Annotated in this window: 16 protein-coding genes and 1 pseudogene; 6 read left to right on the forward strand and 11 right to left on the reverse strand. The window is 58.7% G+C overall.

Annotated elements, in window-relative coordinates:
• Positions 1–90: 90 nt before the first annotated feature.
• Positions 91–1,347, reverse strand: a complete 1,257-nt coding sequence (oxlT, locus tag ABU178_RS04450) for an oxalate/formate MFS antiporter (RefSeq protein ID WP_397212370.1) — start codon at positions 1,345–1,347, stop codon at positions 91–93.
• Between the two features lie 269 nt (positions 1,348–1,616).
• Here oxlT and hpt point away from each other — a divergent pair, with 269 nt between their 5' ends.
• Positions 1,617–2,147 carry a hypoxanthine phosphoribosyltransferase gene (hpt, locus tag ABU178_RS04455; RefSeq protein ID WP_397212372.1) on the forward strand — a complete coding sequence of 177 codons (531 nt, stop codon included), beginning with the start codon at positions 1,617–1,619 and terminating at the stop codon, positions 2,145–2,147.
• 61 nt (positions 2,148–2,208) lie between these two features.
• On the opposite strand, the gene can is transcribed toward hpt, so the two are convergent.
• Positions 2,209–2,871 carry a carbonate dehydratase gene (gene can / locus ABU178_RS04460; RefSeq protein WP_397212373.1) on the reverse strand — a complete coding sequence of 221 codons (663 nt, stop codon included), beginning with the start codon at positions 2,869–2,871 and terminating at the stop codon, positions 2,209–2,211.
• A gap of 106 nt (positions 2,872–2,977) precedes the next feature.
• Here can and ABU178_RS04465 point away from each other — a divergent pair, with 106 nt between their 5' ends.
• Together ABU178_RS04465 and ABU178_RS04470 are read left to right on the forward strand one after the other, a co-directional pair.
• A complete protein-coding gene (locus ABU178_RS04465) occupies positions 2,978–3,904 on the forward strand; it encodes an ABC transporter ATP-binding protein (protein ID WP_397212375.1) in 927 nt (308 codons plus the stop codon).
• Complete coding sequence (locus ABU178_RS04470; RefSeq protein ID WP_397212377.1) at positions 3,901–4,671, forward strand: ABC transporter permease; 771 nt, start codon at positions 3,901–3,903, stop codon at positions 4,669–4,671. The genes ABU178_RS04465 and ABU178_RS04470 overlap by 4 nt, the downstream gene beginning before the upstream one ends.
• A gap of 49 nt (positions 4,672–4,720) precedes the next feature.
• On the opposite strand, the gene panD is transcribed toward ABU178_RS04470, so the two are convergent.
• The 9 genes from panD to thpR form a co-directional block, all read right to left on the reverse strand.
• Positions 4,721–5,101 (reverse strand): aspartate 1-decarboxylase, encoded by a 381-nt coding sequence (gene panD, locus ABU178_RS04475; protein ID WP_397212379.1) that lies wholly within the window; start codon positions 5,099–5,101, stop codon positions 4,721–4,723.
• Between the two features lie 48 nt (positions 5,102–5,149).
• Positions 5,150–6,004, reverse strand: coding sequence for a pantoate--beta-alanine ligase (gene panC, locus ABU178_RS04480; RefSeq protein ID WP_397212381.1), 855 nt, complete (start codon positions 6,002–6,004; stop codon positions 5,150–5,152).
• A 15-nt stretch (positions 6,005–6,019) separates the two neighbouring features.
• A complete protein-coding gene (gene panB, locus ABU178_RS04485) occupies positions 6,020–6,814 on the reverse strand; it encodes a 3-methyl-2-oxobutanoate hydroxymethyltransferase (RefSeq protein WP_397212383.1) in 795 nt (264 codons plus the stop codon).
• Between the two features lie 92 nt (positions 6,815–6,906).
• Entirely contained in the window at positions 6,907–7,386 is a 480-nt protein-coding gene (gene folK / locus ABU178_RS04490; RefSeq protein WP_397212385.1) for a 2-amino-4-hydroxy-6-hydroxymethyldihydropteridine diphosphokinase, read from the reverse strand.
• Positions 7,383–8,798 carry a polynucleotide adenylyltransferase PcnB gene (gene pcnB / locus ABU178_RS04495; protein ID WP_397212526.1) on the reverse strand — a complete coding sequence of 472 codons (1,416 nt, stop codon included), beginning with the start codon at positions 8,796–8,798 and terminating at the stop codon, positions 7,383–7,385. The genes folK and pcnB overlap by 4 nt, the downstream gene beginning before the upstream one ends.
• A gap of 39 nt (positions 8,799–8,837) precedes the next feature.
• Positions 8,838–9,767 (reverse strand): tRNA glutamyl-Q(34) synthetase GluQRS, encoded by a 930-nt coding sequence (gene gluQRS, locus ABU178_RS04500; protein ID WP_397212528.1) that lies wholly within the window; start codon positions 9,765–9,767, stop codon positions 8,838–8,840.
• Between the two features lie 76 nt (positions 9,768–9,843).
• Positions 9,844–10,299 (reverse strand): RNA polymerase-binding protein DksA, encoded by a 456-nt coding sequence (dksA, locus tag ABU178_RS04505; RefSeq protein ID WP_352410680.1) that lies wholly within the window; start codon positions 10,297–10,299, stop codon positions 9,844–9,846.
• A gap of 181 nt (positions 10,300–10,480) precedes the next feature.
• Positions 10,481–11,185, reverse strand: coding sequence for a DNA/RNA nuclease SfsA (gene sfsA, locus ABU178_RS04510; protein ID WP_397212387.1), 705 nt, complete (start codon positions 11,183–11,185; stop codon positions 10,481–10,483).
• Positions 11,186–11,197: 12 nt separating this feature from the next.
• Positions 11,198–11,725, reverse strand: coding sequence for an RNA 2',3'-cyclic phosphodiesterase (gene thpR / locus ABU178_RS04515; RefSeq protein ID WP_397212389.1), 528 nt, complete (start codon positions 11,723–11,725; stop codon positions 11,198–11,200).
• 24 nt (positions 11,726–11,749) lie between these two features.
• Between thpR and hrpB the strand changes: the two genes are divergently transcribed.
• From hrpB to ABU178_RS04530, 3 genes and pseudogenes are all read left to right on the forward strand, one after another.
• Positions 11,750–14,242, forward strand: coding sequence for an ATP-dependent helicase HrpB (gene hrpB, locus ABU178_RS04520; protein ID WP_397212392.1), 2,493 nt, complete (start codon positions 11,750–11,752; stop codon positions 14,240–14,242).
• A gap of 98 nt (positions 14,243–14,340) precedes the next feature.
• Positions 14,341–16,878 (forward strand): bifunctional glycosyl transferase/transpeptidase, encoded by a 2,538-nt coding sequence (gene mrcB / locus ABU178_RS04525; RefSeq protein ID WP_397212394.1) that lies wholly within the window; start codon positions 14,341–14,343, stop codon positions 16,876–16,878.
• A 212-nt stretch (positions 16,879–17,090) separates the two neighbouring features.
• Positions 17,091–18,725, forward strand: a pseudogene (locus ABU178_RS04530) (ShlB/FhaC/HecB family hemolysin secretion/activation protein).
• Positions 18,726–18,794: the final 69 nt, after the last annotated feature.

The raw sequence follows: 18,794 nt of genomic DNA on the forward strand, positions 1-18,794 counted from the left end.
AGAGGCAAATGTTCTGTGCTTATAACGCGCGTCATAAAAAAGCCGCCTTCGCAGATTGCAGAAGGCGGCCAGGTTAAGGCTCAGCCACGATTAGCTGTGCTGTTTGATAAAGCGATGGCGCAGAGGCTTAAGCAGCAGCAGCGCCAGCAGCGCGCTGAGGATATCCAGCGTAATGGCGCTGCCGAAAACAACGCCCCAGCCGTGGGTGTGCTGATAGAGCAGCGCGGCGAGCGGGCCGCCCAGCACTGAACCGATGCCCTGAGAAATATAGAGCCAGCCGTAGTTGCTGGTGGCGTGTTGGGTACCAAAGGTATCAGTCAGGGTGGCGGGAAACAGGGAAAAAATCTCGCCCCAGCCAAAAAACACCACGCCGGAGAGCAGCACGAACAGCAGCGGATCGCTGTGACACATCAGCCACAGCGCCATGGCGCAACCTTCGAGGCCAAAGGCGATAAACATCATGTTTTCGCGGCCAATTTTATCGGAGATAAAGCCGCAAACCGGGCGCGTCAGGCCGTTCATCACTCTGTCGATGCTTAACGCCAGCGGCAACGCCGCCATGCCGAACAGCGTGATTGAGGTCATGCCGAAATCCTGGGCAAAAATCGCCATTTGCGAGGTAACCATCAGGCCCGAAGTCGACATCATGGTCATCATCAGAAACATTAGCCAGAACAGCGGCTGGCGCAGCATCTCTTTCGGCCTGAACTGACGTCCGCTGACCATCCGATCGGCCAGCGCTGGCGCAACGTGCTCAGCAGGTGGCACGCGCAAACCCTGGCTGGCGATAAAGCCGATGGCGGCCAGCAGCAGGCCGAACTGCCAGAGCGTGGTTTCCAGCCCGTGAGTCTGCAATGAATGGGAAATCGGAAAGGTGGTCAATACCGCGCCCATGCCGTAACCGGCGGCGACCATACCGGCAGCGAAGCCGCGTTTTTCCGGGAACCAGCGCACCATTAATCCCACCACGCCGACATAAACAATGCCGGTACCGAGGCCGCCCAGCACGCCATAGCAGATCCAGATAGCGGTGATGCTGTCAGCAAAAGAGGCCAGTACCCAGCTGAAGCCGGCAACCAGCGTGCCGATGGCGATCAGACGGCGCGGACCATAGCGATCGATCAGTTTCCCCTGAAACGGCGAGAAAAAGGTTTGCAGCACAATCAGCAGTGAGAAGGTCAGCTGAATCTCAGCCAGCGGAACATGAAGCTTATCCATTAAAGGACGGGTAAACAGCGTCCAGACATATTGCGGGCTGGAGATGGCCCCCATACAGATTAATCCCAACAGGAGCTGTTGCCATTTGCGTGCTCCGCTGGCAACGCCGGTTAAGGTTACTTCACTCATAGTCTCGTTCTCTCGCCAGATGATATCGGTAACATCTGAAGCAGGAAGCGTGCCAAAGCGGCAACCATAAGCAAAAATCAGGAAAAATAGCGGAAAGAGGCTGAGGATCGGAATGGGAGAAAGCAAAGCGGTGCAACGCTGCCCCGCTTAAGTGCAGCGCGACGTGGGGGAAATCTTACAGGGTATCGTTTGCGTCCGGGCGCATCGGCTGTGCTCGCAGTGAAGTGTGGTAAACTGCATGGCTTTCTGATCTAACCGGGAACAACCTGATGAAACACACCGTTGAAGTGATGATCGCACAAGAAACGATCGCTTCGCGCATCGCCGAACTGGGCAAAGAAATTACTGAACATTACCGTGACAGCGGCAGCGAAATGGTTCTGGTGGGTTTGCTGCGCGGCTCCTTCATGTTTATGGCCGATCTTTGCCGTGCCATTGAGGTGTCGCATGAGGTCGACTTTATGACCGCTTCCAGCTACGGCAGCGGTATGTCCAGCAGCCGTGATGTGAAAATTCTCAAGGATCTGGATGAGGATATTCGCGGGAAAGATGTGTTAATCGTGGAAGATATCATTGACTCAGGCAATACCCTGAGCAAGGTGCGTGAAATTTTGCAGCTGCGTGCGCCGAAGTCGCTGGCGATCTGTACGCTGCTGGATAAGCCGGATCGGCGCGAAGTGGCGGTTACCGTGGAGTATGTCGGTTTTACCATTCCCGACGAGTTTGTCGTGGGCTACGGCATCGACTACGCTCAACGCTATCGTCATCTGCCCTACATCGGCAAAGTTGTGAAGCTCTGAATCGGGATCGCACAATCTTCCAAGGCCGGACGAGCCGGCCTGAATTATGATGCGCAACCCGTTAGCGGTGGCTGTCGGGATTGACCAGCAGGTTGGCAATGCCGTGGCGGTAACGCTGCTCAAGAATTTCGCGGTTGGTTGCGGTCACTTCGAGGTCGCGCAGGTAACCGTCGTGAATGCCGTAAACCCAGCCATGCAGCGAAACCTTCTGGCCGCGCTTCCAGGCTGACTGCAAAATGGTCGAGTGGCCGAGGTTATAAACCTGCTCTACTACGTTGATTTCGCAGAGTTTATCAAAACGTTTTTCCGGCGGAAGCTCGCCGAGAAACGAACTGTGTTTATACCAAAGATCGCGGATGTGCAGCAGCCAGTTGTTGATCAGGCCCAGCTCAGGATTCTCTACCGCCGCCTGGACGCCGCCGCAGCCGTAATGGCCGCAGATGATGATATGTTCCACTTCGAGCACTTCTACCGCGTACTGCACCACGGAGAGGCAGTTGAGGTCGGTGTGGATCACCAGGTTAGCGACGTTGCGATGGACAAAGAGTTCGCCCGGTTCCAGGCCGGTGAGACGCTCAGCCGGAACGCGGCTGTCCGAGCAGCCAATCCAGAGAAAACGGGGTTTTTGCGCCAGCGCGAGGCGCTCAAAAAAACCGGGATCCTCTTCAACCAGCAGTTTGGACCATTCGCGGTTATTACTGATGAGCCTTTCAATTTCTTTCATCGGAGTGACCTGTAATACATCAAAAATGCGTTGCAGTACTATAGGACAACGCCAGGCAATTTCAAACGGCTAAAAAAATGCAATCAAAACAGGGTATGGATTCTGTATGACTTATGCACTCGAACTTTCCAGGCTGACAAAGATCTATACCGGCGGCGTTCAGGCGCTGAAAGGGCTTGATCTGAATGTAGAAGCCGGTGATTTTTATGCGCTGCTGGGGCCGAACGGCGCCGGGAAATCGACCACCATCGGCATTATCAGCTCGCTGGTGAATAAATCTTCCGGCAGCGTACGGGTTTTTGGTTACGACCTGGAAAAAGATGTGGTCAACGCCAAGCGCCAGCTCGGCCTGGTGCCGCAGGAGTTTAACTTCAACCCGTTTGAAACCGTACAGCAGATTGTGGTGAACCAGGCGGGCTATTACGGCGTTGAGCGCCGCGAAGCGGTGGTGCGGGCGGAGAAATATCTCAAACAGCTCGACCTGTGGGGAAAACGCAACGAGCGCGCGCGTATGCTCTCCGGCGGCATGAAGCGCCGTCTGATGATCGCCCGCGCGCTGATGCATGAGCCGAAGCTGCTGATCCTTGACGAACCCACCGCCGGTGTCGATATCGAGCTGCGCCGTTCCATGTGGACCTTCCTCAAAGAGCTGAATGCCAAAGGTACCACCATTATCCTCACCACTCACTATCTCGAAGAAGCGGAGATGCTGTGCCGCAATATCGGCATCATTCAGAGCGGCGAGCTGGTCGAGAATACCTCGATGAAAGGTCTGCTCGGCAAGCTGCAATCGGAAACTTTTATTCTCGACCTCGCGCCGCGCAGCCCGCTGCCGTCGCTGGAGGGCTTCCAGTACCGCCTGGTGGATACCTCAACGCTGGAAGTTGAAGTAATGCGCGAACAGGGGCTGAACAGCGTGTTCGGCCAGCTGAGCGCACAGGGCGTTCAGGTGCTGAGCATGCGTAATAAGGCAAACCGACTGGAAGAGCTGTTTGTCAGCCTGACCCAGGGAAAAACAGGAGTAAAAGCATGACACATTTGTACTGGGTGGCGCTGAAAAGCATCTGGAGCAAGGAGATCAATCGCTTTGCGCGCATCTGGGTGCAGACGCTGGTGCCGCCGGTGATCACCATGACGCTTTATTTCATCATCTTCGGCAACCTGATTGGTTCGCGCATCGGCGATATGCACGGCTTCAGCTACATGCAGTTTATCGTGCCGGGCCTGATCATGATGTCGGTGATCACCAATGCCTATGCCAATGTCGCCTCCTCGTTCTTCGGCGCCAAGTTTCAGCGCAACATTGAGGAGCTGCTGGTAGCGCCAGTGCCGACGCATGTGATTATCGCGGGTTACGTGGGCGGCGGCGTGGCGCGCGCTGTCTGCGTGGGCGTTCTGGTGACGGCGGTTTCGCTGTTCTTTGTGCCGTTCCACGTTCACTCCTGGACGATGGTCGCCATCACGCTGTTGCTGACCGCCGTGCTGTTCTCGCTGGCGGGTCTGCTGAATGCAGTGTTTGCCCGCACCTTTGACGATATCAGCCTGATCCCGACCTTTGTGCTGACGCCGCTAACCTATCTGGGCGGGGTATTCTATTCGCTGACGCTGCTGCCGCCGTTCTGGCAGGCGGTATCGAAGCTGAACCCGATCGTCTATATGATCAGCGGCTTCCGCTACGGTTTTCTCGGCATAAACGATGTGCCGCTGGCGCTGACCATGTCGGTGCTGGTCGCCTTCGTCGTGGTGTTCTATCTGTTGGCCTGGATGTTGATTCAGCGCGGCAGAGGGTTGCGCACCTGATTGGCAACATAAAAAATGCAGCCTGCGGGCTGCATTTTCATTCAGGCAGTTAAGCAATCTGTACCGGCACCGCTTTCGCCAGCCGCTTCATCTCATTTTTGCCATCAAAATAGGCCACTTTCGGCTGCCACTGGCGCGCATCCGCATCATCCATCTGCACATAGGAGCAGATGATGAGGATGTCGCCAGCACAGGCGCAGCGGGCGGCCGCGCCGTTAACCGAGATGATTTTCGAACCGCGCTCGGCGGCGATGGCATAGGTAGAGAAACGCTGACCGTTGGTCACGTTGTAAATATCAATGGCTTCATATTCCAGAATGCCAGAGGCATCGAGGAAATCCTGATCGATGGCGCAGGAGCCTTCGTAGTGTAAATCCGCCTGCGTCACCGTGACGCGATGCAGTTTGCCTTGCAACATAGTGCGTATCATAAACGATCCTGTTCTGCTGCTAAAAAAACGAACCACAGTATCCACAGCTTACTGGGTTAAATCTACCCGTTGATTATCGATCAGGCGCGCTTTTCCAAGCCAGGCCGCCATCAGGATCACAGCGCAACGGCTGTCGACGGTAAGCGGTTGTAAGGTATCGGCATCGCAAATCGCCAGACCGTCCGGCTTGAAGCCTTTCTCCAGCAGGGCCGCTTCGCCCGCCTCGATAATCTCTTCAATGTGCCGTTCGCCGTTAGCCAGACGCGCCGCCATGCTGTTCATCACTTCGCTCAGGCCGGGAGCCAGCTTGCGCTCGTCAGCGCTGAGATAGCCGTTGCGCGAGCTGAGCGCCAGACCATCTTTCGCGCGCACCGTGGGCACGCCAATAATGTCGATGTCATAGCCCATGTCCGCCACCATCTTGCGGATGATCGCCAGCTGCTGAAAATCTTTTTCGCCGAAGCAGGCGATATCGGGCTGCACCAGGTTAAACAGCTTGCTGACGATGGTCGCCATGCCACGAAAATGGCCGGGGCGGCTGGCGCCTTCCAGCAGGTAAGAGAGGCCCGGCACTTCAACAAAAGTCTGGCTCTCCAGCCCTTTAGGGTAGATATCAGCCGGGGCGGGGGCGAACACCACATCCACGCCGTGCCGGTTCAGCTTTTCACAATCTTCCTGCAGGGTACGCGGATAACGGGCCAGATCGTCGGCGCGATCGAACTGCATCGGGTTGACGAAAACAGAGACCACCACGATGTCGGCCTGCTCACGCGCTTCGTCCACCAGCGTCAAGTGACCCTCATGCAAATTGCCCATGGTAGGCACCAGCGCAATACGTTTGCTCTCCTGGCGCCAGCGACGCACTTCACGGCGCAGCATGGGCGGCGTTTCAATGATCAGCACTGCGATTCTCCTGATTTACTGGAAACTGTGTTCTGCGGCGGGATAAGCGCCAGCTTCGACTTCAGCGATATAGTGGCGGATGGCGGCGCGAATATCACCGGTTTCAGCAAGAAAGTTTTTGGCGAATTTGGGGATGTGGCCGCCGGTAATGCCAAAGGCGTCATGCATCACCAGAATCTGACCGTCGGTCACGTTGCCGGCGCCAATGCCGATCACCGGAATGGTCAGCGCGGCGGTTATGCGCTGCGCCAGCGCCACCGGCACGCACTCCAGCACCATCAGCTGCGCGCCCGCTGTTTCCAGCGCCAGCGCATCGGCCAGCAGACGATCGGCGGCGGCCTCGTCACGTCCCTGCACCTTATAGCCGCCAAAGATATTGACCGACTGCGGCGTCAGGCCGAGATGGCCACACACCGGCACCGCGCGCTCAGTGAGCATATGCACGGTTTCGCACAGCCAGGCGCCGCCTTCCAGCTTCACCATATTAGCGCCGACGCGCATCAGCTGCGCCGCGCTGTCAAAAGTTTGCGCTGGCGTGGCGTAGCTCATAAAGGGCAGGTCAGCGAGTAGCAGCGCCTGTGGCGCGCCACGGCGCACCGCGGCGGTGTGATAAGCGATATCAGTTACCGTCACCGGCAGGGTGGAGTCGTGTCCCTGAACCGTCATGCCGAGGGAATCTCCTACCAGCAGCACCTGAATACCTTCATCGGCAAAAAGCCGGGCGAAGCTAAAATCGTAGGCGGTCAGGGTCGCGAATTTGCGTCCGCTCTGTTTCCACTGACGCAGATGAGTAATGGTCGTTGGCTTCATCGCAATCTCTTGTCAAATAACAGGGATTGGCGGAGTTTACTGGATTGCTGAGATAAGCGGAATGATGGCAATGCGATTCTGCCGGGTCATGCTCACCAGGGACGAATCGCGCTGCAATCGAGGGCGGCAAGCAGCGCAGCCAGCGGGTGGCCATCGGGCAGGCAACCCTGCGGGGCGATCTCCAGCAGCGGCACCAGCATAAAGGCGCGGTTGTGCATATCGTAGTGGGGCACCGTCAGGCGCGGCGTATCGATCACGTCGTCGCCGAACAGCAGAATGTCGAGATCGAGGGTACGCGGTCCCCAGCGCTCGGCTTTACGCACACGACCATGCGCCAGCTCAATGCGCTGGGTATGGTCGAGCAGGCTTTCCGGCGCGAGACGCGTTTCCAGCGCCACCACCGCGTTCAGATAGTCGGGCTGGTCGGGCGGGCCGTACGGGGGCGTGCGGTAAAAAGAGGAGGTCGCCACGCGCTGCGTCTCGGGAATGTGATCCAGGGCAGACAGCGCCGCATCCACCTGTTGCAGAGGATCGGCGAGATTGCTGCCCAGAGCGAGATAAACCCGCGTCATGATGCGGGGTTATTGTCGCGACGCGGACCGGCAGGACGGCGACGCGGACGGCGCGTTTTGCGGCGCGGCGCCGGATCGTCGCCCAGGGTATTGAGCATGGTTTTCTGCTGCGGCGGCGCGGCGGCCTGGAATTCACCCCACCAGTGGCTGAGACGCAGCAGCTCGGGATTATTCTCGACCTCAGCGCGCAGCGCCAGCAGGTCGTAAGCGGCGCGGAATTTAGGATGCTCCATCAGCTTCCAGGCGCGCTTGCCGTGACGACGCGACATACGCAGCTGCAGCTGCCAGATATCGCGGATCAGCGTGGTGATGCGTTTCGGAATGGCGAGCGCGCGACAGGCTTCGTCCAGCGTATCGTTCATCGCCAGCGCGAAGGCATCGAACCAGGTCAGGCCACTCTCCTGCGAAATCTGCTGGGCCGCCTCAATCTGCGGATACCAGAACATCGCGGCGAACAGGAAGGCAGGATTGACGCGCATATCGTTGTGAATGCGGCTGTCGGTGTTCTTCAGCACCTGAATCACCATGCGCTCCATCGCGCTGTCGCCCTCTTCGGTGAAGTAGCGCGTGATGGTTGGGAACAGCGGCTGGAACAGCTGATATTCGCGCAGCATCAGGTAGGTGCTGTAGCCGTAGCCGGTTTGCAGCAGCTTCAGCGACTCTTCAAACAGGCGGGCAGGCGGGATATCGTTCAGCAGCGTGGCGAGACGCGGAATCGGCTCGGCGGTCTCCGGCGCGATACTCATCTCCAGCCGGGCGGCGAAGCGCACCACGCGCAGCATACGCACCGGGTCTTCGCGATAGCGCGTTTCCGGGTCGCCAATCAGGCGAATAATGCCCTGCTGCAGATCCTGTAGGCCGCCGACATAATCGCGTACGGTGAAATCCGCCACGTTGTAGTAGAGGCTATTGATGGTGAGATCGCGGCGCTGTGCGTCATCTTCAATGCTGCCGAAAATATTGTCACGCAACAGCATGCCGTTCTGACCGCGCTGAGAATTGTTGCGATCGTCCTGCTCTGCTTCGCTCTGATGATGACCACGGAAAGTCGCAACCTCGATCACTTCCGGGCCGAACATCACATGGGCCAGGCGGAAGCGACGGCCAACCAGACGGCAATTGCGAAACAGCTTGCGCATCTGCTCTGGCGTGGCGTTGGTGGTCACGTCGAAATCTTTTGGTTTTTTCCCCAGCAGCAGATCGCGCACGCCGCCGCCGACCAGATAGGCTTCGTAGCCCGCTTTGTTCAGGCGATAGAGCACTTTGAGGGCATTTTCGCTGATGTCTTTGCGTGAGATATTGTGGCTTTCACGAGGAATGATGGTCATAAGACTCTCTGGTTCAACCTCTGCTGGCGCCTCCTCGTCTCGCTTAAGGACTTTCCGGCAAAAATTAGCAACTCGGGTAAAAATAGGACACCTCGACAGTGACGTAAGTATGTGGTGTTAAAATCAGCGGCTAATCATAGCCTGTTGCGAACCGTTTGAGAATGCTGTTGTGGTTTCATCGCCTTTCAACCCGCTCTGCTCTGGGATTTGTCTGCTGTCCCAGCCAGCCACCGCGCGCTTAAGTAAAATTTCCAGCGGCTCATCACGCCACGACGCAGCGACAGGTTGCCCCAGAAAGCGCAGCGCCTGCGCCAGTACCGGCCGGGCATCGTCGTCAGGCAGGGAAGGGGCATGGTTCTGCTTCGAAAGCTTGTTGCCTCTTTCGTCCAGCGCCAGCGGCAGATGCAGATACGCCGGTACGGGCCAGCCAAACTGCTGATAAAGGGCGATCTGGCGTACCGTGGGTTCAATCAGATCGGCGCCGCGCACAATCTCCGTTACGCCCTGGAAATGATCGTCCACCACCACCGCCAGATTATAGGCAAACAGCCCATCGCGGCGGTGAATGATAAAATCCTCTTCCGCCAGGCGCGGGTTGGCGACCAGCGTACCGCGCAGGCGATCGCTGAACTGATATACCGGCGCGTGCTGACGCAACCGCAACGCTGCATTTTCCGGGCCATGATGAAGATCGCGACAGTGACCGTCGTAAAAGCCGCCGATCTGCTGGATACGGCTGCGTGTGCAGGTGCAAAAGTAGCTTTGTCGATGCGCTCGCAGCCAGGCGAGCGCATCGCGATAGGCCGCATGGCGCGTTGATTGCCGCAGCACCTCACCATCCCAGTGCAGGCCGTAATGTTCCAGCTGACGCAGAATCGTATCGGCAGCGCCGGGAACTTCGCGCGGTGGATCGATATCCTCAATGCGCACCAGCCAGCGACCATGCTGCGCGCGCGCGCTGAGATAGCTGCCCAGAGCGGCAATCAGCGAGCCAAAATGAAGTTCACCGGAAGGAGAGGGGGCGAAGCGCCCGATGCAGGCGGAATCAGACATAATCATCAGAGAATCGCCGCACAGCGGGGAAAGAAGTGTTTTTCCCCACGGTGCGGTGACAGGACGGCGATGGACATTAGCCTGCCATCTGTTTCTCGCGGATTTCCGCCAGCGTTTTGCAGTCAATGCAGAGATCGGCGGTAGGACGCGCTTCCAGACGGCGGATACCAATTTCAACACCGCAGGATTCGCAGTAGCCGAAATCGTCATCTTCCACTTTCTTCAACGTCTTTTCGATCTTCTTGATCAGCTTGCGCTCGCGATCGCGGTTACGCAATTCAAGGCTGAACTCTTCTTCCTGAGCGGCGCGATCCACCGGATCCGGGAAGTTGGCAGCTTCGTCCTGCATGTGCGAAACGGTACGATCAACTTCATCCCTGAGTTGGTTGCGCCAGGCCTCCAGAATTTTTCTGAAGTGGGTCAGCTGGGCTTCGTTCATATACTCTTCGCCCGGTTTCTCCTGGTAAGGCTCCACCCCAGCGATGGCGAGAATACTCAGGGACGATGTTTTACGGTTTTGCCCTTCTTGCATGTTGTTTCTCCTGGATAACACGCACTATCGATCCCCAACGGGGGATAAAAACAGGCCGCTATAAATAACAGAAGCAGTCAGGGTTGGCAATTATTGATGATCGCACCTTGACAAGCCTGTGAGGAACAGCGTATTTAGCGCGTCGGTAGAATATTCATATCACAATAAATTGTAATGAATATTACAACGCAATCCTGACGGGATTTTTCAGAAATATACCCGTCGCAGAGAGCGTAGCCTGATATGCCAAAACTTCCACGCCATTCCGTTGCGCCTGGACCAGTAGTTCTGCGTAACGTGCGTCGATATGACGCGCGGGGGAAACGTCCTCAATCCCCGAGTGCAGAACGGTAAACAACAATACTGCCCGATGTCCTTCCGCCACGATAGTAATCAATTCGCGTAAATGCTTCTGTCCACGAACAGTGACCGCATCCGGAAAATAGCCTTTACCTTGTTGCAAAAGCGTTACGGATTTCACTTCAATATAGCAGTTACGTCTGCCCTGCGCCTGGAGCAAAAAATCAATTCGGCTATTTTCCATGCCATATCTCACTTCCGGCTGGCAGCGGGTATAAGCCACTAATTCCGGAATCCGATCGGCCGCCAGCGCCTCACGTACTAACTGATTGGCGCGTAAGGTATTTACGCAGATCCAGTGGCCCTGCTGCGTCTCGGTCAGTTCCCAGCTGTGGGGATACTTGCGCGTCAGACTGTCGGAGGTGGAATACCAGACGGTGTCGCCCGGCGTGGCGCAGCCGGTCATAGCGCCGGTATTGGCGCAGTGAATGGTCAGGGTTTCGCCCTCGGGCGTCACCACATCGGCAAGAAAACGTTTGTAACGGCTAATCAGGCGCGCCGGGCGCAGCGGCGGGGAAAACTCCATTCTTGTTCCTTTTCAGGCATCCAGCGACCAGCGCGCCAACTGGCGATAGCGGGTGCGGCCCTGTTCAAAAACTGAGGCAAACAGTGAAAAGTGATCCACCTGACACCGCCAGTGAAAATCGCGCGGCGGCAGCGCCATGCTGCGGGTAACGTTGCGCAGCAGCGTCACATGGGGATGAAAAGGCTGCGGACTCTGTTGGCAGCCGTGACGGGCCGCCTGTGAGCGCAGCAGATTCGCCAGCTGCAACAGGCCGCGTGGCGGACGCTGGCAGCCCAGCCATACCACGCCGGGACGCGGCCAGTGTCCGGCATCGTCCAGCGCCAGGGTAAATCCCGCCTGCCGAATACGCGCCGCCTGCTGCTGCAGTATCTGCGACTTCTCATCGCTGACCTCGCCTAAAAACGCCAGCGTCAGGTGCAGGTTGGCGGCAGCGATTGGCCTGCCGACGTCGGCAGGAAAGGCCTCAGCCCGCCAGCGTACCAGCTGCTGCTGTAAACTTTCAGGCAGGGCGATGCCAAAAAACAGGCGTTGCGTCTTCATGGCTGTCTCCGGTAATCCGGGCGGATGAGTGCTACAATTCGCGCCATCTTAACACAGGCGGATGTGGAGTTTGCTTTGAGTGAATTACCGGTAAGCGCGGTGCTGCCTGAGCTATTATCGGCGCTTCAGTTGTCGCAACAGGTGCTGCTGGCGGCCCCCACCGGCGCGGGAAAATCGACCTGGCTGCCGTTGCAGATCCTGCATCATGCCGGGTTGCCCGGACGCATCATTATGCTGGAGCCGCGCCGACTGGCGGCGCGCAATGTGGCGCAGCGGCTGGCTGAGCTGCTGAACCAACAGCCCGGCGAGACCGTGGGCTATCGCATGCGGGCGGAGAACTGCGTGGGGCCGGATACGCGGCTGGAGGTAGTGACCGAAGGCATTCTGACGCGCATGTTGCAGGGGGATCCGCTGCTGGAAGGGGTGTCGTTGGTGATCCTCGATGAGTTTCACGAGCGCAGCCTGCAGGCCGACCTGGCGCTGGCGCTGCTGCTTGACGTGCAGCAGGCGCGCGACGATCTGAAAATTCTGCTGATGTCCGCCACGCTGGATAACGCGCGTCTCGCCGCGCTGCTGCCCGACGCGCCGCTGATCGTTTCGCAAGGGCGCAGCTATCCGGTGGAGCGGCGCTACGCCTCGCTCAGCAACGCCTTTCGTTTTGAGGAAGCGGTAGCGCGCGAAATATTGCTGCTGCTGCGCAGCGAAACCGGCTCAATGCTGGTATTTCTGCCGGGCGTGAGCGAGATCGAGCGCGTGAAGCGCGAGCTGGAGTCGCGCGTCGCGGAAGATATCGATCTCGCCCCGCTCTATGGCGCGCTGCCGCTGGCCGTACAGCGCCGGGCGATTCTGCCCGCCGCCGCCGGACGGCGTAAAGTGGTGCTCGCCACCAATATCGCCGAAACCAGCCTGACGATTGAAGGCATCCGGCTGGTGGTGGACAGCACGCTGGAGCGCGCCGCGCAGTTTGATGTCCGCAGCGGGCTGACGCGCCTGCAAACCCAGCGCGTCAGCCAGGCGTCGATGACGCAGCGCGCCGGTCGCGCCGGTCGCCTTGAGCCGGGCATCTGCCTGCATCTGGTCAGCCAGGAACAGGCGGAGCGCGCGGCGGCCCAGAGCGAAGCGGAGATCCTGCACAGCGATCTGGCGGCGCTATGGCTCGATCTGCTGCAGTGGGGCTGTCAGCAGCCTGAACAGCTCTGCTGGCTCGACCTGCCGCCCGCAAACAATTTGCGCGCGGCACAGCGTCTGCTGGCGCAGCTGGGCGCGCTGGACGAAAGCGGCAGGCTGACGGCGAAAGGCCGACGTATGGCGCAGCTGGGAAGCGATCCACGCCTGGCGGCATTACTCTGTGCGGCAGGCGACGCGCCGGACAGAGTCGCCAGCGCCGCGCTGCTGGCGGCGGTGCTGGAAGATCCGCCGCGCAGCGGCAGCCCGGATCTGCGTGACGCGCTGCTGCGTCCACAGCCGCAGTGGCAACGGCGCGCGCAGCAATTGCAGAAACGGCTGCGCATCAGCGGCGGCAGGGTGGATGTCGATCGGATTCCGGCGCTGCTGGCGGCGGCCTTTGGCGATCGGCTGGCGCGACGGCGCGGCGAGGGTGGTCGTTATCAGCTGGCGAACGGTATAGGCGCGATGCTGGATGAGCAGGAGGGGCTGACGCGCCATGAGTGGCTGATCGCGCCGCTGTTGTTGCAGGGCAACGCGTCGCCGGACGCGCGCATTCTGCTGGCGCTGCCGGTGGAGATCGACAGGCTCTGCCAGCAGGCGCCGCAGCTGATAGAGACGCGCACCGAAGTGGAGTGGGATGAAGAGAAAGGCACGCTGCGCGCCTGGCGACGCGAACAGATTGGCGCGCTGGTGCTGAAGGCCCAGCCGCTGGCGAAACCGCAGCCGGAAGCGCTGCACGCAGCGATGCTGCGCTGGATCCGTGAGAAAGGACTGAAGGTTTTGAACTGGTCGCCGGAAGCGGAGCAGCTGCGCCTGCGCCTGCAGTGCGCCGCGCAGTGGCTGCCGGAGGAGAGCTGGCCCGCCATGGATGAATCCACCCTGCTTGAGACGCTGGAGCGCTGGCTGCTGCCGGAGATGACCACGGTGCGCGATCTGAAAGGATTGCAGGGCATTAACCTTGTCGGCGCATTATTACATTTGCTCACATGGACACAACGTCAGCGGCTGGATAGTGCGCTGCCAACTCATTACACTGTGCCGACCGGAAGCCGACTGCCGATTCGCTACGATGCGGAAAAGCCGCCCGCGCTGGCGGTGCGCATTCAGGAGATGTATGGCGAAGCGTCCAATCCTGCCGTGGCGGAAGGGCGAGTGCCGCTGGTGCTGGAGCTGTTGTCTCCCGCGCAGCGGCCCTTGCAGATTACCCGCGATCTGGCGGCCTTCTGGCGCGGCGCCTGGCCTCAGGTACAGAAAGAGATGAAAGGGCGTTATCCCAAACATCCCTGGCCCGACGATCCGGCCAACGCCTTGCCGACAAGGCGTACCAAAAAATATTCCCCGCAGGGTTAAATAACCCTGGATCGCTTTCAGAGGGTTCTGTCATGCGGGAAACAAGAAAGCGTATAGAGTAGCGGCACAGCCGTGGCTATGCCTGGAGAATGAAACCAATGTCTGGGAACGATCGCGAACCTATTGGGCGCAAGGGAAAACAGCCCAAACCGCCGCGCAACGCTGCGCGCCGGGGTCGCCGCAGGGATGTCCATGATGATGTCAGTCAGGACGATTTTGATGATGAGTACGAGGAGAGAAAGCCGGTGCCACGTAAAGGTAAAGGAGGACGTCCGCCGCGCGGAAAACGTCGCTGGTTAGGCTGGCTGATTAAGCTTTTTCTGGTGTTTGTGGTGATAATGGCCGCCTGGGGTGTTTACCTCGATTCTGAAATCCGCAGCCGTATCGACGGGAAAGTCTGGCAGCTGCCGGCGGCGGTTTATGGTCGCATGGTCAGCCTTGAGCCAGGCATGGCTTACAGCAAGAAAGAGATGGTGGCGCTGCTTGAGGGAACGCAATACCGCGAAGTGTCGCGCATTACGCGTCCTGGCGAATTCAGTGTAAAAGGCAATACCATTGAGCTGCTGCGCCGTCCGTTTGATTTTCCGGACAGCAAAGAAGGGCAAATTCACGCGCAGATGAGCTTCAGCGCGAATGAGCTGAATTCGATTAAAAACCTTGATACCGGCCGTGACTTCGGCTTTTTCCGGCTCGATCCGCGCCTGATCACTATGTTGCAGTCGCCGAACGGCGAGCAGCGCCTGTTTGTGCCGCGCGCGGGTTTCCCGGATCTGCTGGTCGATACGCTGGTCGCCACCGAAGATCGTCATTTCTATGAGCATGACGGCATCAGCTTCTATTCCATTGGCCGTGCTTTCCTGGCGAACATTACCGCCGGTCGCGCGGTGCAGGGCGGCAGTACGCTGACGCAGCAGCTGGTGAAGAACCTGTTTCTCACCAACGAGCGTTCGCTATGGCGTAAAGCACGTGAAGCCTATATGGCGGTGATCATGGATGCGCGCTACAGCAAAGATCGCATCCTTGAACTCTATCTGAACGAGGTTTATCTCGGTCAGGCGGGCAACGACCAGATCCGTGGCTTTCCGCTCGCCAGCCTCTACTATTTTGGCCGTCCGGTGGATGAGCTGAGCCTCGACCAGCAAGCGCTGCTGGTGGGCATGGTGAAAGGGGCGTCGCTTTATAACCCGTGGCGTAATCCAAAGCTGGCGCTGGAGCGGCGTAACCTGGTGCTTCGCCTGCTGCAACAGCAGAAGGTGATCGATCAGGAGCTGTATGACATGCTCTCGGCGCGTCCGCTCGGCGTTCAGCCGAAGGGCGGCGTGATCACGCCTCAGCCCGCCTTTATGCAGATGGTGCGTAATGAGCTGCAGGCAAAGCTGGGCGACAAGATGAAAGATCTCTCCGGCGTGAAGATCTTCACCACGCTGGACCCGGTGTCGCAGGATGCCGCGGAGAAAGCGGTGGTCGACGGCATTCCGACGCTGAAAAAGCAGCGCGGACTAAAAGATCTTGAAACCGCGATGGTGGTAGTTGACCGCTTCAGCGGCGAGGTGCGCGCCATGGTAGGCGGCGCCGATCCGCAGTTTGCCGGTTATAACCGTGCGCTGCAGGCGCGTCGTTCTATCGGCTCGCTGGCGAAACCGGCAACCTATCTCACGGCGCTCGGCCAGCCGAACAGCTATCGTCTGAACAGCTGGATCGCCGATGAGCCGATTGCGCTGAAACAGCCGAATGGCACCGTCTGGAAGCCGCAGAATGACGATCACCGCTTCAGCGGCAAAGTGATGCTGGTGGATGCGCTGACCAACTCCATGAACGTGCCGACGGTCAACCTCGGTATGACGCTGGGACTGGATAACGTCATCGATACCTGGACCAAACTGGGCGTGCCGAAAGATCAGCTGCACCCGGTACCGGCGATGCTGCTGGGCGCGCTGAACCTGACGCCGGTTGAAGTCGCGCAGGTGTTCCAGTCAATCGCCAGCGGCGGCAACCGTGCGCCGCTTTCAGCGGTGCGTTCAGTGATTGCCGAAGATGGCACCGTGCTTTACCAGAGCTTCCCGCAGGCGCAGCGCGTGGAACCCGCTCAGGCGGCCTATCTGACGCTCTACACCATGCAGCAGGTCGCCGATCACGGTACCGCCCGTGCGCTGGGCGCGCGTTTCCCGAGCGCGCATCTGGCAGGCAAAACCGGTACTACTAATGACCTGATCGACAGCTGGTTTGCCGGTGTTGACGGCAAAGAAGTGGCGATAACCTGGGTGGGTCGTGATAACAACCAGCCCTCGAAGCTGTATGGTGCCAGCGGCGCGATGCAGATTTATCGTCGCTATCTCGATAACCAGGCGCCGATGCCGCTGACGCTGACGCCGCCGGAAGATGTCACCATGATGAACGTCGACTCGGCAGGCAACTTTGTTTGCGGCACCGGCAGCAGCACCTGGCGCTCGCTGCCGATCTGGGCATTGGATCCCAACGCGCTTTGTCAGCAGCAACAGCAGATTGAGCAGCAGCAGTTACAGCAGCAACAACAGCAACAGCAACAGCAACAGCAACAGCAACAGCCGCAGCAGCAAGATCAGAAGGATAGCGACGGCGTTGCGGGCTGGATTAAAGATATGTTCGGCAGCAAATAAGCCAGACGGGTCAGAGAATAAAGGGCGCTTCGGCGCCCTTTTTTTGTCACTGATTTACAAAACAGCATATTGCCTGACTGGCGGTAAAACCATTAAGATCCCGCCGCCTGTACTTGAGTACAGTTTGGATCTTAATAACGATGACAAGGATTGTCATGGCTGATTACTTCTCTCTGTGGCTGCGGGGATTACGCCTGCTGCCGTTATCGCTGATGTTATTTTCGGCCTCGCAGGTCACTGCCGCCGAAGGCGATCAGCAGTTTATTCATCAGCAGGAACAGCAAAAAGCGCTTGAGCAACAGCTTACGCCGCCCACGCCCGATATCCGTCTCTCTCCGCCGCCCTCATCCGCAGGAAAAATAACCTTTCCGGCCGAAACGCCCTGTTTCCCGATTCATCAGATTGTGCTGACCGGCCAGCAACCGCTGCCGCACTGGTTGCCGTTGCCGCGCCTCGCCAGCCAGGCGCAGGGCTTCTGTCTGGGCAGCAAAGGCATCAACAAGCTGATGGCTTTTCTGCAAAATCGTCTGGTGGATAGCGGCTATGTCACCACGCGCATACTGGCGCCGGCACAGGATCTGAAAAGCGGTCACCTGCAGCTGGTTATCGTACCGGGCATGATTCGCGAAGTGACGCTAACGCCGAACAGCAATCGCTATCTTACGCTTTACGGTGCCTTTCCGGCGCACGCGGGAAACTTGCTGGATCTGCGCGATATCGAACAGGGGCTGGAGAATTTGCAACGCCTGCCCACCGTTCAGGCCAGCATGGACATTCTTCCCGCAGATCAGCCCGGCGAGAGCGATATCGCCCTGACGTGGCAGCAAAGCGAAATTTGGCGTCTGGACGCCTCGCTGGACGATGCCGGCACCCGCAACACCGGTCGCTATTAGGGCGGGCTGACCTTTTCGCTGGATAACCCCTTTTCCCTGAGCGATCTGTTTTATCTTTCGGGCACGCACGATCTCAACAAGCAGGGCGGCAAAGGCACCAAAAACCTCACCGCGCACTATTCCGTGCCTTTTAACTACTGGCTGCTCGGCGTCACCGGCAATGACTACGGCTATTACCAGACCGTCGCCGGGCTGAACGAGGATTACCGCTACAGCGGTAAAAGCAGCAACCTCACTATCCAGCTGAGCCGGGTGCTGCATCGCAACGGCAGTCAGAAGACCACTTTTAGCTGGGACGTCATGGCGCGCGAGTCGCAAAATTTCATCAACGACACGGAAGTTGGCGTGCAGCGCCGCAAAACTGCCGCCTGGAAGCTGGGTTTGCAGCATCGCCACTATTTTGACCTGGCGACGCTCGATGCAGGCGTCAGCTATCAGCGCGGCACCCGCTGGTTCGGCGCGATGCCCGCCCCGGAAGAGACCTTTAATGAAGCCACCGCGCTGAGCCGGATCCTGCAGTTCAATGCGCAGCTCGACGTGCCTTTCCAGCCTGGCACGCAGCGTTTCCATTACAACGCGCGCTATCAGCGCCAGATTGCCAATACACCGCTCACGCCGCAGGATCAGTTCTCTATCGGTAATCGCTGGACGGTACGCGGCTTTGATGGCGAGCGTTCGCTAAGCGCCGATCGCGGCTGGTACCTGCGCAACGATCTCGGCTGGTATCTTCCCCTGCCCGGACAGGAGTTATGGCTCGGCGTGGATTATGGTGAGGTCGGCGGCTACGGCAGCGATCTGCTTATCGGCAAGCATCTGGCGGGCGGCGCGGTTGGCCTGCGCGGCAGCCTGTGGCATACCCGCTACGAATTCTTTGCGGGCATTCCGCTTTCAAAACCGGACGGCTATCAAACCAGCCCGGTCAGCATCGGCTTCAACCTGAACTGGAGCTATTAAGGGGCAGGAATGCGCGCGTAAAGAAGAGAGAACGCGCGCGGCCCGCCAGTAAAATGTCAGTAAGGACAC

Source organism: Pantoea osteomyelitidis, from assembly GCF_044342975.1.
In the GTDB taxonomy this organism is placed as follows: Bacteria; Pseudomonadota; Gammaproteobacteria; order Enterobacterales; family Enterobacteriaceae; genus Pantoea; species Pantoea osteomyelitidis.

Excerpts from the sequence above, each read along its gene's own strand:
- dksA (WP_352410680.1), bottom strand. The coding sequence starts at position 10,299 with ATGCAAGAAGGGCAAAACCGTAAAACATCGTCCCTGAGTATTCTCGCC.
- folK (WP_397212385.1), bottom strand. The coding sequence starts at position 7,386 with ATGACGCGGGTTTATCTCGCTCTGGGCAGCAATCTCGCCGATCCTCTG.
- panB (WP_397212383.1), bottom strand. The coding sequence starts at position 6,814 with ATGAAGCCAACGACCATTACTCATCTGCGTCAGTGGAAACAGAGCGGA.
- mrcB (WP_397212394.1), top strand. The coding sequence starts at position 14,341 with ATGTCTGGGAACGATCGCGAACCTATTGGGCGCAAGGGAAAACAGCCC.
- gluQRS (WP_397212528.1), bottom strand. The coding sequence starts at position 9,767 with ATGTCTGATTCCGCCTGCATCGGGCGCTTCGCCCCCTCTCCTTCCGGT.
- hrpB (WP_397212392.1), top strand. The coding sequence starts at position 11,750 with ATGAGTGCTACAATTCGCGCCATCTTAACACAGGCGGATGTGGAGTTT.
- panD (WP_397212379.1), bottom strand. The coding sequence starts at position 5,101 with ATGATACGCACTATGTTGCAAGGCAAACTGCATCGCGTCACGGTGACG.
- thpR (WP_397212389.1), bottom strand. The coding sequence starts at position 11,725 with ATGAAGACGCAACGCCTGTTTTTTGGCATCGCCCTGCCTGAAAGTTTA.
- ABU178_RS04465 (WP_397212375.1), top strand. The coding sequence starts at position 2,978 with ATGACTTATGCACTCGAACTTTCCAGGCTGACAAAGATCTATACCGGC.
- sfsA (WP_397212387.1), bottom strand. The coding sequence starts at position 11,185 with ATGGAGTTTTCCCCGCCGCTGCGCCCGGCGCGCCTGATTAGCCGTTAC.
- oxlT (WP_397212370.1), bottom strand. The coding sequence starts at position 1,347 with ATGAGTGAAGTAACCTTAACCGGCGTTGCCAGCGGAGCACGCAAATGG.
- hpt (WP_397212372.1), top strand. The coding sequence starts at position 1,617 with ATGAAACACACCGTTGAAGTGATGATCGCACAAGAAACGATCGCTTCG.
- ABU178_RS04470 (WP_397212377.1), top strand. The coding sequence starts at position 3,901 with ATGACACATTTGTACTGGGTGGCGCTGAAAAGCATCTGGAGCAAGGAG.
- can (WP_397212373.1), bottom strand. The coding sequence starts at position 2,871 with ATGAAAGAAATTGAAAGGCTCATCAGTAATAACCGCGAATGGTCCAAA.